Genomic DNA, 12,915 nt, shown 5'->3' with positions numbered 1-12,915 from the left:
GGAGGGGGCGTTCAGCGCCGGGTGATGCGCCCATGATCCCCAAACCCGTCACCACCCCGACCCTGTCCGACCTGATCCACGCCGAGGCCGACCGCTTCACCGCCGAACACCCCCGCTCGTGCGCCCTGTCGCGGCAGTCGGCCGAGGTCTGGCGGGGCGGGGCGCCGATGCATTGGATGACCGACTGGGCTAGCCCGTGTCCGGTGTTCGCCGCCCAGGGCGTCGGGGCCCAGATCACCGACGTCGACGGCCGGCTCTATGACGACTTCTGCCTGGCAGACACCCCGGCCATGTTCGGCCACGGCCAGGAGGCGGTGGCCCGGGCGATCGCCGACCAGGCCCGGCGCGGGACCGGCTTCATGCTGCCCACCGCCGGCGCGGTGATCGTCGGCCGGCTGCTGGCCGAGCGCTTCGGCCTGCCGCTGTGGCAGATGGCGACCACGGCCAGCGACGCCAACCGCGCCGCGATCCGCTGGGCCCGGGCGGTGACCGGGCGGCCGGCAGTCCTGGTGTTCGACGGCTGCTACCACGGCATGGTCGACGACGCGTTCGTGACGCTGAAGGACGGCGTCCCGGCCATGAAGCCCGGCCTGCTGGGCCAGGTCCACGACCTGACCGCCACCACCCGCGTCGTGCCGTTCAACGACCCCGAGGCCCTGGCCGCGGCCCTGGCGCCGGGCGACGTCGCCGCCGTCCTGGCCGAGCCGGCCATGACCAATTGCGGGATGATCCTGCCGCGGCCGGGGTTCCTGGGCGCCCTGCGCGACCTGACCCGCCGGGCCGGGACCCTGCTGGTCATCGACGAGACCCACACGATCTCGACCGCCCCTGGCGGCTACGCCCGCGCCCACGGCCTGGCGCCGGACATGCTGGTGGTCGGCAAGGCCATCGCCGGCGGCGTGCCGGCCGCGGTCTGGGGCGTGAGCGCCGAGCTGTCCGAACGGATGGACGCCGCCGCCGCCCGGATCGGGCCCGGCCAGTCGGGGATCGGCACCACGCTTTCCGGCAATGCACTGGCCATCGCCGCCATGCGGGCCATGCTGTCCGAGGTGATGACCGACGCCGCCTATGCGCGGATGCTGGCTGGGGCCGAGCGGCTGATGACCGGCCTGCGCGGGGTGATCGCCGCCCGGCGCCTGCCGTGGTCGGTGGTCCATGTCGGGGCGCGGGTCGAGCTGGTGTTCGCCGCCGCGCCCCCGGAAAACGCCGCCGCGATGCGCGCGGCGCTGGACGCCGATCTGCTGCACGCGCTTCATCTGTGGCTGATCAATCGCGGGGTGCTGATCGCGCCCTTCCACACCATGATGCTGGTGTCGCCGGTCACCCCGGACGCGGCCGTCGACCGACTGGTCGCCGCCGTGGACGGGTTCGCCGGGGCGCTGGAGGGGCTGGCATGAGTATTTATTCCAACACCCTCTCCCAGAGGGAGAGGGAGGGGCCCGCCGCGAAGCGGTGGGAGGGTGAGGGGTTACGCCGTCGCCGTTCGGGCAAGGCGCCCTGCCGGCACGCCGGCCGACGTTTTACCCCCTCACCCTCCCACGCTTCGCGCGGGCCCCTCCCTCTCCCCATGGGAGAGGGTTCAGGAAAGGGAGGAGTGCGCCCATGACGCTCCCTTCGGTCGCCGATCCCCAGGAATGCCGCGACTTCCTCGCCGCCCACCCGCTGGTGAAGTACGTCGACGTGTTCTTCACCAGCATGACCGGCGTGCCGCGCGGCAAGCGGCTGCGGGTCCACGAGCTGCAGGCGATCTACGACTACGGCCGGTTCCTGCCCGGCTCGATCCTGGTGGTCGACACGCAGGGCGCCGACTGCGAGGACACCGGCCTGGTCTGGGAGGACGGCGACGCCGACCGCCGGGCGCGGCCGGTCCCCGGGACCCTGACCCTGGCGCCGTGGCTGGGCGACGACATGGCCCAGGTCATGCTGTCGCTGTACGAGCTGGACGGGACGGCCAACGACCTGGATCCGCGCCACGTGCTGCGGCGGGTGCTGGACCGCTTCGCCGCCGACGGCCTGACGCCGGTCGCCGCCTGCGAGCTGGAATACTACCTGGTCGACCAGCAGCGCGGCCCCAGGGGCGAGCTGCTGCCCGCTCGGTCGCTGCAGACCGGCGAGCGGCCGCAGGGCATCCAGGTCTACGGCCTGCCGGAGCTGGAGGCGATCTCGCCGTTCCTACGCGAGCTGTGGGACGTCTGCGACGTGCTGGGCGTGCCGCTGGAGGGGGCGATCTCGGAGTTCGCCCCGGGCCAGGTGGAGCTGACCCTCAAGCACAAGCCTGACGCCCTGGAAGCCGCCGACGACGCCCTGCGCTACAAACGGGCCGCCAAGGGCGTGGCCCTGCGCCATGGCTGCGAGGCCACCTTCATGGCCAAGCCCTGGGCCGACCAGGCCGGCAACGGCTTCCATGTCCATGTCAGCTTCAACGACGCGGCGGGCAACAACCTCTGCGCCGCCGAGGACCTGGAGGGCTCGGACCTGCTCAAGCACGCGATCGGCGGCATGAAGGCGCTGATGGCCGACTGCATGGCGATCCTGGCCCCCAACGCCAACAGCTATCGCCGCTTCAAGGCCAACAGCTATGCGCCGGTGGCCCCGACCTGGGGCGTCAACAACCGCACGGTCAGCTTGCGCGTGCCGGCCGGCCCGCCGCCGACCCGCCATGTCGAGCACCGGGTGGCCGGGGCCGACGCCAATCCGTACCTGGTGCTGGCCGCCCTGCTGGCCTGCGCCCACCACGGGATCAGCCACCGGATCGACCCCGGCCCGGCGGTGGTCGGCGACGGCTATGCGGCGGCGGCCAAGGAGAAGGTCCGCCTGCCGACGGACTGGTGTGCTTCGGTAAATACGTTCGAGGCGTCCGACGTGCTGCGCGACTATCTGGGCGAGCGGTTCGTGGAGATGTTCGTCTCGGTCAAGCGCACCGAGCAGGCGCGCTTCGCCGAGGTGGTCACAGCACTGGATTATGACTGGTATCTGCGCAACGCCTGATGGCGGGGCGCGGGGGAGTACGGCTTGAGTTGAACGGCGCGGAGGGCAGGGGCCTGATGCGTCACGGAACAAACCAAGGGGAGTTTTGACGCCATGACCAACCGCATTCTCGGCACCCGCCGCTCGCTGCTGACGGCCATGGGCGCCGCGGCGATCGGCATCAGCTTCACCGCCTGCGGCCAGAAGCCCGCGGGCGAGGCCGCCAAGTCGGCCGGCGGCGAGGAGCCCAAGCTGAACTTCTACAACTGGGACACCTATATCGGCGAGACCACCCTGGCCGACTTCAAGAAGGCCACCGGCGTCGACGTCAATATGAGCCTGTTCGCCACCAATGACGAACTGTTCGCCAAGCTGAAGGCGGGCAACGCCGGCTATGACGTGATCGTGCCGTCCAACGAGTTCGTCAGCCGCATGAGCCAGGCGGGCATGCTGGAGACCCTGGACCACGCCAAGATCCCCAACTTCAAGAACGTCGACCCCGCCTTCCTGAACCCCGACTACGACCCCGGCCGCAAGTTCTCGATGCCCTATACTTGGCTGGTGCTGGGCATCGGCTATCGCAAGAGCAAGGTGAAGGGCGTTCCCGACAGCTGGAAGTACCTGTTCGACAGCGCCGAATATAATGGCCGCATCGCCCTGCTGTCGGAAAGCGCCGACCTGGTGCGCCTGGCCGCCAAGTACCTGGGCCACAGCGTCAACAACATCCCGCCCGAGCTGGTCACCAAGATCGAGCAGATGCTGATCAGGCAGAAGCCCTATGTGAAGGCGTTCCACGACGACAACGGCCAGGACATGCTGCTGGCCGGCGATGTCGACCTGGTGCTGGAATACAACGGCGACATCGCCCAGGTCATGAAGGAGGATCCCGACCTCGACTTCGTGATCCCCAAGGAAGGCTCGCTGCTGAACTCCGACACCCTGTGCATCCCCAAGGGCGCGCCGCGGCCGGACAACGCCCACAAGTTCATCAACTACCTGCTGGACGCCCAGGCCGGGGCGGCGATCTCCAAGAAGATCCTCTACCCGACCCCCAACGCGGCGGCCAAGGCGCTGATGCCGGCGGACTACAAGGACAACCCGGTGATCTTCCCCTCCGCCGCCCAGCTGGCCAAGTGCGAGTACGGGGCGTTCGAGGGGGCCGAGAAGGCCAGCCTGTACGAGGAAGTCATCACGCGGGTGCGGGCGGCCTAGGGGTTTTAGATCCTCCCCCTGTGGGGGAGGCGACCGCGCAGCGGTCGGTGGGGGGAGTTTTAGGGTCGTTCGATCCGGATTGTGGTCGCGAGCCAAATACTCCCCCCTCCGTCGGCTTCGCCGACACCTCCCCCACAGGGGGAGGATCGAGGAAAGGGAACCAGACGCCATGGAACAGTCCTGGAAACAGGCCAAGTCCGTCTTCGCCACGGCGCTGGCCGCGCCGCTGGTGTGGCTGGTGCTGTTCTTCCTGGTCCCGCTCGCCATCGTCTGGGCCTACAGCTTCGGCCACAACGCGGGCCTGACGGAAATCGCCATCACCGGCACGTTCAAGAACTACGCCCGGGCGATCGAGCCGCTGTACCTGAAGATCTTCCTGAAGTCGGCCGGGGTGGCGGCCCTGACCACCGGCCTGTGCCTGGTGATCGGCTTCCCGGTCGCCCTGGCCATCACCTTCGCCTCGCAGAAGGCCAAGACCTGGCTGCTGCTGCTGATCATGCTGCCGTTCTGGACGAACCTGCTGATCCGCACCTACGCCCTGATCGCCGTGCTGCGCAACGAGGGCTACATCAACAAGTCGCTGGAGGCGGTCTGGACCCTGGCGGCCAAGGTCGTGCCGCTGGCCCCGTTCCAGCCGCTGGAGATGATGCACACCAACTTCGCGGTGATCGTTGGCCTGGTCTATGTCCACCTGCCGTTCATGGTGCTGCCGCTGTATTCGGCGCTGGATCGCCTGGACAAGTCGCTGCTGGAGGCCAGCCTCGACCTCGGGGCGGGCCACATGCGCACCCTGTTCAAGGTGGTGGTGCCCCTGGCCCTGCCGGGCATCGCCTCGGGCGTGCTGATCACCTTCATCCCGGCCCTGGGCGCCTACCTGACCCCCGACCTGCTGGGCGGTCCCGACAGCCAGATGATCGCCAACGTCATCGAGCGCCAGTTCAAGCGCGCCAACGACTGGCCCTTCGGCGCGGCCCTGTCGTTCCTGCTGATGTACCTGACGTTCGTGGCGATCGCGGTGCAGGCGCTGGTGAGCAAGGGCCGGAAGGGGGCTGCGGCATGAGCGTGTTCGCGAAGTCCTCCCCCTGTGGGGGAGGTGTCGGCGAAGCCGACGGAGGGGGGAGTGATCGGCCGATGGCCGACACCCGGACCTTCGATCCCAAGACTCCCCCCACCGGCCTTCGGCCGCCTCCCCCACAGGGGGAGGATCGCCAATGACCAAGCGCAGTCCCCCCGGCCCCCTCGAATACCTCCGCCGCTGGCAGATGCAGGCCTGGCTGGCCGCCGTGGGGGTGTTCCTCTACGCGCCGCTGGTCGCCCTGATGGTGTTCAGCTTCAACGACAGCCGGCGCAACATCGTCTGGAAGGGGTTCACGCTCAAATATTACGACAAGGCCTTCAACGACTCCTCGCTGATCGAGGCCTTCGCCAACTCCCTGACCATCGCGGCCCTGTGCACGGTGCTCAGCGTCGCCCTGGGGGCCATGGTCGCCCTGGTGCTGTGGCGGTTCCGCTTTCCGGGCAAGACGGTGCTGGACGGGGCCCTGGCCCTGCCGATCGTGGTGCCCGAGATCTGCATGGGCGTGGCCATGCTGGTGTTCTTCGCCAAGGTCCTGCCCTGGCCCGTGGGCCTGCCCTGGCCGCTGAACCTGGGGGCCATCACCATCGCCCACGTCTCGTTCTCGTTCCCGTTCGTGGCGGTGGTGGTCCGCGCCCGGATGGCCAGCTTCAACCGCGAGATGGAGGAGGCGGCCCGGGATCTCGGGGCCGGCGAGTGGCGGACGATCAAGGACGTGATCCTGCCGCACATGACCCCCTCGCTGGTGGCCGGCGCCCTGCTGGCCTTCACGCTGAGCCTGGACGACTTCGTCATCACCTTCTTCACCGCCGGCCCCGACACCGTGACCTTCCCCGTGAAGGTCTATTCGATGGTCCGCTTCTCGGTGACGCCCGAGGTCAACGCCGCCTCGACCATCCTGATCGTGCTGACGGTGCTGCTGACGGCGGTGGCGCTGAAGCTGCAGGGCGATCCGGCCGGCGTGGCGGGGCATGGGGACGGCAAGTGAGCGGTTTCGTGCGGGAGAACCCCCTCAGTCGCTCCGCGACAGCTCCCCCAGAGGGGGAGCATCTAGCAGTGCGCCGGCCAAGCAGATCCTCCCCCTTTGGGGGAGGTGGCCCGGAGGGCCGGAGGGGGCCTGCGGCGGTGGATTTTTCGGGGGCGAGGCCATGACCAACCAACCCATCATCACCTTCGAGAACGTCACCAAGCGCTTCGGCAAGATGGTGGCCGTCGACAACGTCTCGCTCAGCATCCAGGAGGGCGAGTTCTTCTCGCTGCTCGGCCCGTCGGGCTGCGGCAAGACCACCCTGCTGCGGATGCTGGCCGGGTTCGAGACCCCGACCGAGGGCCGGATCCTGATCGACGGCCAGGACGTCTCGACCGTGCCGCCCAACAAGCGACCGGTGAACATGGTGTTTCAGTCCTACGCCGTGTTCCCGCACATGAGCGTGGCCGACAACGTCGCCTACGGCCTGAAGGTCGACCGCGTCAGCAAGGCCGAGCGCGACCGGCGGGTGGAGGAGGCGCTGGACCTCGTCCAGCTGCACGGCCTGGCCCAGCGCAAGCCCGACCAGCTGTCCGGCGGCCAGCGCCAGCGCGTGGCCCTGGCCCGGGCCCTGGTCAAGCGCCCCCGGGTGCTGCTGCTGGACGAGCCGCTGTCGGCCCTGGACGCCAAGCTGCGCGACCAGATGCGCACCGAGCTGTCCACCCTGCAGGAGAAGGTCGGGATCACCTTCATCATGGTCACTCACGACCAGGACGAGGCCCTGGCCCTGGCCAGCCGCTGCGCGGTGATGAACCGCGGCCTGCTGCAGCAGGTGGCCGCGCCCAACGACCTCTACGAGTTCCCCAACAGCCGCTTCGTGGCCGACTTCATCGGCAGCGTGAACCTGTTCGAGGGCGTGCTGGCGGTCGACGAGCCCAGCCATGCGGTGGTCAAGTCGCCGGACCTGGACTGCGACATCTTCCTGGACCACGGCGTCACCGGCGCGCGCGGCGGCACGGTCTGGGCGGCCCTGCGGCCCGAGAAGATCGAGCTGCACAAGCGTCCCGACGACGCCGCCCCGCCCAACATGGGCGACTGCCCGGTCGGCCAGAACGCCGTGGCCGGGGTGATCCGCCACGAGGCCTATCTGGGCGGCCAAAGCGTCTATGAGGTCGAGATCCAGAGCGGCCGCCGGATCAAGGTCGTCCGCCAGAACCTGACCCGCTGGGACCAGGAGGACTTCAAGCTGGGCGAGGCGGTGTGGCTGGGCTGGCACGCGTGCTCGCCGGCGGTGCTGCTGTCGTGATCTTCCTGGTTCACGCCCTTGCCCCCACCTGGCGGCTGCGCACGCCAAGTCCCTCCCCCTATGGGGGAGGTGTCGCCCGCAGGGCGACGGAGGGGGGCGTGACCGGCAGCCGGCCGGGCCTCCGATCTTCGATCCGACAACTCCCCCCACCCATCGCTACGCGATCGCCTCCCCCACAGGGGGAGGGGAGATGAGACCCGTCGCCGGGATCATCTGCTGCACCCGCACCGTCGGGGTCGAACCCGCCCAGGCGGTGATGAACCGCTATGTCGTCGGCGCCATGCAATACGCCGACGCCGCGGCCCTGCTGGTCCCGTCGATGCCGGAACTGATGAAAGCCTCGGAAGTCGCGTCTCGCCTGGACGGCCTGATGCTGACCGGCAGCCCGTCCAATCTCGACCCGGCCCGCTACGGCGAGGCGGTCCCCGACGCCCCGGGGCCGTTCGACACGGCGCGCGACGCCATGACCGCCGACCTGATTGCGGCCATGCTCGACCTGGGCAAGCCGGTGTTCGGGGTCTGCCGGGGCTTCCAGGAGATCAATGTCGCGTTCGGCGGCACGCTGCGGCGCGACATGGCGGCGGCTGATGAACTGATCGCCCATCACGCCCCCGACGACGTCGACTTCGACGGCATGTTCGATCACGAGCACCGCGTCGACCTGACCCCCGGCGGGGTGCTGGCCACCGCGTTCGGCGCCCAGGCCGCGAGCGTCAATTCCGTGCACTACCAGGGCGTCGACCGGCTGGGCCAAGGCCTCGCCGTCGAGGCCCGCGCGCCCGACGGCGTGGTCGAGGCGGTGTCGGCCAGAGTCAACGGCGCGCCGGTGCTGGCCGTTCAGTGGCATCCCGAATGGAAGACCGAGCGCAACCCGCAGAGCCAGGCGTTCTTCCAGCTGTTCGGCCGAGCGCTGCGGGGCGAGGGCCTGCGCCCTCCCGCGTGACCCTCGACCGCTCGTCCCGGCGAAAGCCGGGACCCAAGCCGAGCCGGCGGCGAGCATCCGGGCGAGACAACAAGCGCCGCTTAGCTCCCGGCTTTCGCCGGGATGAGCGGAGATAAGAAGAAGCTCAGGAGTACCCGCAGTCATGATCCCGATCCGCAACCACGACATCGCCGAGCTCAAGCGCCTGGACCTGGCCCACCACCTGCCGGCCCAGGCCGACCACAAGGTGCTCGCGCAGCTGGGCGGCAGCCGGATCATCACCCGGGCCGACGGCGTCTACATCCATGACGGCGAGGGCCACCAGATCCTGGACGGCATGGCCGGGCTGTGGTGCGTCAATGTCGGTTACGGCCGCGAGGAGCTGGCCAAGGCCGCCTACGACCAGATGCTGGAGCTGCCGTACTACAACACCTTCTTCAAGACCGCGACGCCGCCGCCGGTGAAGCTGGCCGCCAAGATCGCCGAGAAGATGGGCGGCCACCTGACCCACGTCTTCTACAATTCGTCGGGCTCGGAGGCCAACGACACCGTCTTCCGCCTGGCCCGCCATTACTGGAAGCTCAAAGGGGAGCCCAGCCGCACGGCCTTCATCAGCCGCTGGAACGCCTATCACGGCTCGACCGTGGCCGGGGTCTCGCTGGGCGGCATGAAGCACATGCATGTGCAGGGCGACCTGCCGATCCCCGGCGTGCACCACGTCATGCAGCCCTATCCGTTCGGCGACGGCTTCGGCGAGAATCCCGCCGCCTTCCGCGACCGGGCGGTCCAGGCGATCGAGGACAAGATCCTTGAGGTCGGCCCCGAGAATGTCGCCGCCTTCATCGGCGAGCCGGTGCAGGGGGCGGGCGGGGTGATCATCCCGCCGGACGGCTACTGGCCGGCGGTCGAGGCCCTGTGCCGCAAGTACGGGATCCTGCTGGTCTGCGACGAGGTGATCTGCGGCTTCGGGCGGCTGGGCCAGTGGTTCGGCCACCAGCACTACGGGATCAAGCCGGACATGATCGCCATGGCCAAGGGCCTGTCGTCCGGCTACCTGCCGATCAGCGCCGTCGGGGTGGCCGACCACATCGTCGCCGAGCTGCGCGACAAGGGCGGCGACTTCATCCACGGCTTCACCTATTCGGGCCACCCGACGGCCGCCGCCGTGGCGCTGAAGAACATCGAGATCCTCGAGCGCGAAGGCCTGGTCGAGCGCACCCGCGACGACACCGGCCCCTACCTGGCCAAGGCCCTGGCCTCGCTGAACGACCACCCGCTGGTCGGCGAGACCCGCTCGCTGGGCCTGATCGGCGCCGTCGAGATCGTCCGCGAGAAGGGGACCAATCACCGCTTCCTCGACAAGGAGGGCGAGGCCGGGCCGATCGTGCGGGACCTCTGCATCAGCAACGGCCTGATGGTCCGCGCCATCCGCGACAGCATCGTCTGCTGCCCGCCGCTGATCATCACCCACGGGCAGATCGACGAGCTGGTGGGGATCATCCGCAAGTCCCTGGACGAGGCCGAGCCGGTCCTGCGGGCGTTGAAACCGGAGGCGGCGGCGTGATGAGCGCCTCCTCAGGCTTCCGCCGACATCCACGCCGGAATGTCGCTTTGTCCGTGCAGCACGCGCCAGACGTCGACGTGATCATCGCGTTCGACATAGAAGACCACATAGGGGTAGCGCCTCAGGGGGCAGGATCTCAGCCCGGGAAGGTTCAGTTCATGAGCGTGGCGCGGCGAGCCGCTGGCCGGATTGGCGCCGATGCGGCCATAGGCCCGTTCCAGGGCGTCGATGAAGCCGAGAGCGGTCTGTCGCGCGCCTTGGTTCAGATGGTAGGCAAGGGCGTCCTCGACATCCCGCTCCGCCGCCGCGCGTGGGATGACCGGCTTGGTGGTCATTCTCCGCGTACGCGCTCCCGCAACGCTTCGAAATATCCGGGACCGACCGGGCTGGCGGGGGCGGAGGACGCCCCGGTGAGCAGGAGGCCCCGCAGACGCAGCCGGTCCTGATCCTTGCGGATCAGCATGCGGACATATTCGCTGCTCGTGCTGTAACCGCCCTGATCGACCTGCTCATCGACGAACGACTTGAGGGCTTCGGGCAGCGAGATGTTCATCGTGCTCATGACCCAAATCTGTGCGCTTTGGCAAAAAATGGCAAGAACGCAGGGTAGAATGAAGATCAAGCCGCTGATCGCACTGACGGCCGCCGAAGGCGCGGAAGCCAATAATGTGAAACTGTGATACTGTGAGATCATGAAAAACATCACAGTCACGGTTGACGATGAAACCTACCGGCGAGCCCGCATCAAGGCCGCCGAACGGGACACGTCCGTTTCCGCCCTGGTTCGCCAGTTCCTGACCGAGGTCGCCGCCGACGAAGGTCGAGCCGAGCGCCTCAGGCGTCTGGAGGCGGAAACGCGCGCGCAGATCACCGACTTCGTGGTGGGCGACAGGCTGTCCCGCGACGAACTGCACGAACGCGGCCGATAGCGTGCCCGTATTCTTCGACACCAACGTTCTGATCTACTCGATCAGCGTATCGCCGGCCGAAGCCGAGAAACGTGAGCGAGCCTTGGTCCTGTTGGATCGGGACGATGGTGTGGTGTCCGTGCAGGTGCTGCAGGAGTTCTATGTTCAGGCCACACGGCCCTCGGGTCCAAAGCCGTTGCCTCATGCCCTGGCCGTGGCCATGGTCGATGCCTGGCAACGGCATCTGGTCGTCGACAACACGGTCGGGACCTTGCGCGCCGCGTTCGAGATCAAGGAACGGTACGGCTTCTCCTACTGGGACAGCGCCGTCGTGGCCGCCGCCAGGGCGGCGGGTTGCACCGAACTCTACACCGAGGATCTTTCGCACGGCCAACTCGTCGACGGCCTTCGCATCATCAATCCTTTCCAGTCCGCTTAGACTTCCACAAGCGCGAGGAGCGCCCCCGTGAAGTACAAAGAAAAGAAATCCAAGCCCGCCCCCAAGACGACCCGCGGGGTCGCGTCGCTGGACGACGCCAAGGACTGGTTCGCGCGGCAGAACATCGAGGAGATCGAGTGCGTCGTGCCCGACCTGGCCGGCGTGGCGCGGGGCAAGATCATGCCGGTGCGCAAGTTCCTGGGCGCGCCGTCGATGAACCTGCCGCTGGCGGTGTTCTACCAGACCATCACCGGCGACTTCCCCGAGTTCGAGGGGGCGGTCAACGCGGTGCAGTCGGACACCGACATCTTCCTGACCCCGGACCTGGCCACCCTGGCCGTGGTGCCCTGGGCCCAGGATCCGACCGCCCAGGTGATCCACGACGCCTTCCACCCCGACGGCCGCCCGGTCGAGGAGAGCCCGCGCCAGGTGCTGCGCCGGGTGATGGCCCTCTATCGCGAGAAGGGCTGGGATCCGGTGGTGGCCCCGGAGATCGAGTTCTACCTGGTCGAGAAGAACACCGACCCCGACTACCCGCTCAAACCGCCGATCGGCCGTTCGGGCCGGCCCGAGACCGGCCGCCAGGGTTATTCGATCGCCGCGGTCAACGAGTTCGACGCCCTGTTCGAGGACATGTACGAATATTCCGAGCGCCAGGGCCTGGAGATCGACACCCTGATCCACGAGAGCGGCGTGGCCCAGATGGAGATCAATCTGCGGCACGGCAATCCGCTGGAGCTGGCCGACCAGGTGTTCATGTTCAAGCGCACCATCCGCGAGGTGGCGCTGGAGCACGAGATCTACGCCACCTTCATGGCCAAGCCGATGGCCGCCGAGCCCGGCAGCGCCATGCACATCCACCAGTCGATCCTGGGGCCGGACGGGGCGAACCTGTTCTCCGATCCCAAGACCGGCGAGGCCACCCCTCTGTTCTACGCCTTCATCGCCGGCCAGCAGCGCTACCTGCCGGCGATCATGGCGATCCTGGCGCCTTACGTGAACAGCTACCGGCGGATCGCGCGGGACTCCGGGGCGCCGGTCAACACCCAGTGGGGCTACGACAACCGCACCTGCGGCCTGCGGGTGCCGCCGTCCGATCCCGCCAACCGGCGCCTGGAGAACCGCATCCCGTCGTCCGACGCCAACCCCTACCTGGCCATCGCCGCGGTGCTGGCCACCGGTTATCTGGGCATGCTCGGAAACCTGACCCCGACCGCCCCGGTCGACACCGACGCCAGCGCCCGCGGCATCGAGCTGCCGCGCAGCCTGCTGGAGTCGGTGGCCCTGTTCGAGGACGCCAAGCCCCTGGTCGAGATCCTGGGCGCCACCTTCTGCGCCGCCTACGCCACGGTGAAGGAGGCCGAGTACGAGACCTTCATGCGCACCATCAGCCCGTGGGAGCGGGAGTTCCTGCTGCTGAATGTGTAGCGCTCACCTTCTCCCAGAGGGAGAAGGAGGGGCCCGCGCGAAGCGTGGGAGGATGAGGGGTTACGCCGTTGGCCGGAGTGCCGGCACGCCGTCGAACTCACCACCCCCTCACCCTCCCACCGCTCCG

General features: G+C 68.5%; 14 protein-coding genes. 12 read left to right on the top strand and 2 right to left on the bottom strand.

Annotation, left to right across the window (positions count from 1 at the left end; all coding sequences use genetic code 11):
* The first annotated feature begins 32 nt into the window (after positions 1-32).
* The 8 genes from J2X41_RS13325 (at position 33) to J2X41_RS13285 (ending at position 10,013) form a co-directional block, all read left to right on the top strand.
* Positions 33-1,397: an aspartate aminotransferase family protein gene (locus J2X41_RS13325; protein WP_310082416.1), complete on the top strand. Its 1,365-nt coding sequence runs from the start codon at positions 33-35 to the stop codon at positions 1,395-1,397.
* Between the two features lie 205 nt (positions 1,398-1,602).
* Positions 1,603-2,988 (top strand): glutamine synthetase family protein, encoded by a 1,386-nt coding sequence (locus J2X41_RS13315; RefSeq protein WP_310082415.1) that lies wholly within the window; start codon positions 1,603-1,605, stop codon positions 2,986-2,988.
* Positions 2,989-3,081: 93 nt separating this feature from the next.
* Complete coding sequence (locus tag J2X41_RS13310; RefSeq protein WP_310082413.1) at positions 3,082-4,179, top strand: spermidine/putrescine ABC transporter substrate-binding protein; 1,098 nt, start codon at positions 3,082-3,084, stop codon at positions 4,177-4,179.
* A 169-nt stretch (positions 4,180-4,348) separates the two neighbouring features.
* Complete coding sequence (locus J2X41_RS13305; RefSeq protein WP_310082411.1) at positions 4,349-5,239, top strand: ABC transporter permease; 891 nt, start codon at positions 4,349-4,351, stop codon at positions 5,237-5,239.
* A 151-nt stretch (positions 5,240-5,390) separates the two neighbouring features.
* Complete coding sequence (locus J2X41_RS13300) at positions 5,391-6,242, top strand: ABC transporter permease (RefSeq protein WP_310082410.1); 852 nt, start codon at positions 5,391-5,393, stop codon at positions 6,240-6,242.
* A gap of 160 nt (positions 6,243-6,402) precedes the next feature.
* Complete coding sequence (locus J2X41_RS13295; protein WP_310082409.1) at positions 6,403-7,527, top strand: ABC transporter ATP-binding protein; 1,125 nt, start codon at positions 6,403-6,405, stop codon at positions 7,525-7,527.
* Positions 7,528-7,717: 190 nt separating this feature from the next.
* Positions 7,718-8,470: a gamma-glutamyl-gamma-aminobutyrate hydrolase family protein gene (locus tag J2X41_RS13290; RefSeq protein WP_310082408.1), complete on the top strand. Its 753-nt coding sequence runs from the start codon at positions 7,718-7,720 to the stop codon at positions 8,468-8,470.
* A 142-nt stretch (positions 8,471-8,612) separates the two neighbouring features.
* Positions 8,613-10,013: an aspartate aminotransferase family protein gene (locus tag J2X41_RS13285; RefSeq protein ID WP_310082407.1), complete on the top strand. Its 1,401-nt coding sequence runs from the start codon at positions 8,613-8,615 to the stop codon at positions 10,011-10,013.
* A gap of 11 nt (positions 10,014-10,024) precedes the next feature.
* Here J2X41_RS13285 and J2X41_RS13280 read toward each other — a convergent pair whose 3' ends face one another.
* Positions 10,025-10,348, bottom strand: coding sequence for a type II toxin-antitoxin system RelE/ParE family toxin (locus J2X41_RS13280; RefSeq protein ID WP_310082406.1), 324 nt, complete (start codon positions 10,346-10,348; stop codon positions 10,025-10,027).
* Positions 10,345-10,566, bottom strand: coding sequence for a type II toxin-antitoxin system ParD family antitoxin (locus J2X41_RS13275; protein ID WP_310082405.1), 222 nt, complete (start codon positions 10,564-10,566; stop codon positions 10,345-10,347). The genes J2X41_RS13280 and J2X41_RS13275 overlap by 4 nt, the downstream gene beginning before the upstream one ends.
* On the opposite strand from J2X41_RS13275, the gene J2X41_RS13270 reads away from it, so the two are divergent.
* From J2X41_RS13270 to J2X41_RS13255, 4 genes are read left to right on the top strand one after another with little or no spacing between them, the layout of a single operon-like run.
* A complete protein-coding gene (locus J2X41_RS13270) occupies positions 10,559-10,693 on the top strand; it encodes a hypothetical protein (protein WP_310082404.1) in 135 nt (44 codons plus the stop codon). The two genes, J2X41_RS13275 and J2X41_RS13270, sit on opposite strands and share 8 nt — an antisense overlap.
* 12 nt (positions 10,694-10,705) lie before the next feature.
* Positions 10,706-10,942 (top strand): hypothetical protein, encoded by a 237-nt coding sequence (locus J2X41_RS13265; RefSeq protein WP_310082403.1) that lies wholly within the window; start codon positions 10,706-10,708, stop codon positions 10,940-10,942.
* A 1-nt stretch (position 10,943) separates the two neighbouring features.
* Positions 10,944-11,360, top strand: a complete 417-nt coding sequence (locus J2X41_RS13260; protein ID WP_310082402.1) for a PIN domain-containing protein — start codon at positions 10,944-10,946, stop codon at positions 11,358-11,360.
* Between the two features lie 27 nt (positions 11,361-11,387).
* Complete coding sequence (locus tag J2X41_RS13255; protein ID WP_310082401.1) at positions 11,388-12,788, top strand: glutamine synthetase family protein; 1,401 nt, start codon at positions 11,388-11,390, stop codon at positions 12,786-12,788.
* The last annotated feature ends 127 nt before the right edge of the window (positions 12,789-12,915 follow it).

Source organism: Caulobacter sp. BE254, from assembly GCF_031457295.1.
Classification (GTDB): Bacteria; Pseudomonadota; Alphaproteobacteria; order Caulobacterales; family Caulobacteraceae; genus Caulobacter.
The sequence above is the reverse complement of the archived record's forward strand: the minus strand, read 5'-3'. Positions and strand labels throughout refer to the sequence as shown.

Coding starts and splice junctions, on each gene's coding strand:
- J2X41_RS13325 (WP_310082416.1), top strand. CDS start 33: ATGATCCCCAAACCCGTCACCACCCCGACCCTGTCCGACCTGATCCAC.
- J2X41_RS13315 (WP_310082415.1), top strand. CDS start 1,603: ATGACGCTCCCTTCGGTCGCCGATCCCCAGGAATGCCGCGACTTCCTC.
- J2X41_RS13310 (WP_310082413.1), top strand. CDS start 3,082: ATGACCAACCGCATTCTCGGCACCCGCCGCTCGCTGCTGACGGCCATG.
- J2X41_RS13305 (WP_310082411.1), top strand. CDS start 4,349: ATGGAACAGTCCTGGAAACAGGCCAAGTCCGTCTTCGCCACGGCGCTG.
- J2X41_RS13300 (WP_310082410.1), top strand. CDS start 5,391: ATGACCAAGCGCAGTCCCCCCGGCCCCCTCGAATACCTCCGCCGCTGG.
- J2X41_RS13295 (WP_310082409.1), top strand. CDS start 6,403: ATGACCAACCAACCCATCATCACCTTCGAGAACGTCACCAAGCGCTTC.
- J2X41_RS13290 (WP_310082408.1), top strand. CDS start 7,718: ATGAGACCCGTCGCCGGGATCATCTGCTGCACCCGCACCGTCGGGGTC.
- J2X41_RS13285 (WP_310082407.1), top strand. CDS start 8,613: ATGATCCCGATCCGCAACCACGACATCGCCGAGCTCAAGCGCCTGGAC.
- J2X41_RS13280 (WP_310082406.1), bottom strand. CDS start 10,348: ATGACCACCAAGCCGGTCATCCCACGCGCGGCGGCGGAGCGGGATGTC.
- J2X41_RS13270 (WP_310082404.1), top strand. CDS start 10,559: ATGTTCATCGTGCTCATGACCCAAATCTGTGCGCTTTGGCAAAAAATG.
- J2X41_RS13275 (WP_310082405.1), bottom strand. CDS start 10,566: ATGAACATCTCGCTGCCCGAAGCCCTCAAGTCGTTCGTCGATGAGCAG.
- J2X41_RS13265 (WP_310082403.1), top strand. CDS start 10,706: ATGAAAAACATCACAGTCACGGTTGACGATGAAACCTACCGGCGAGCC.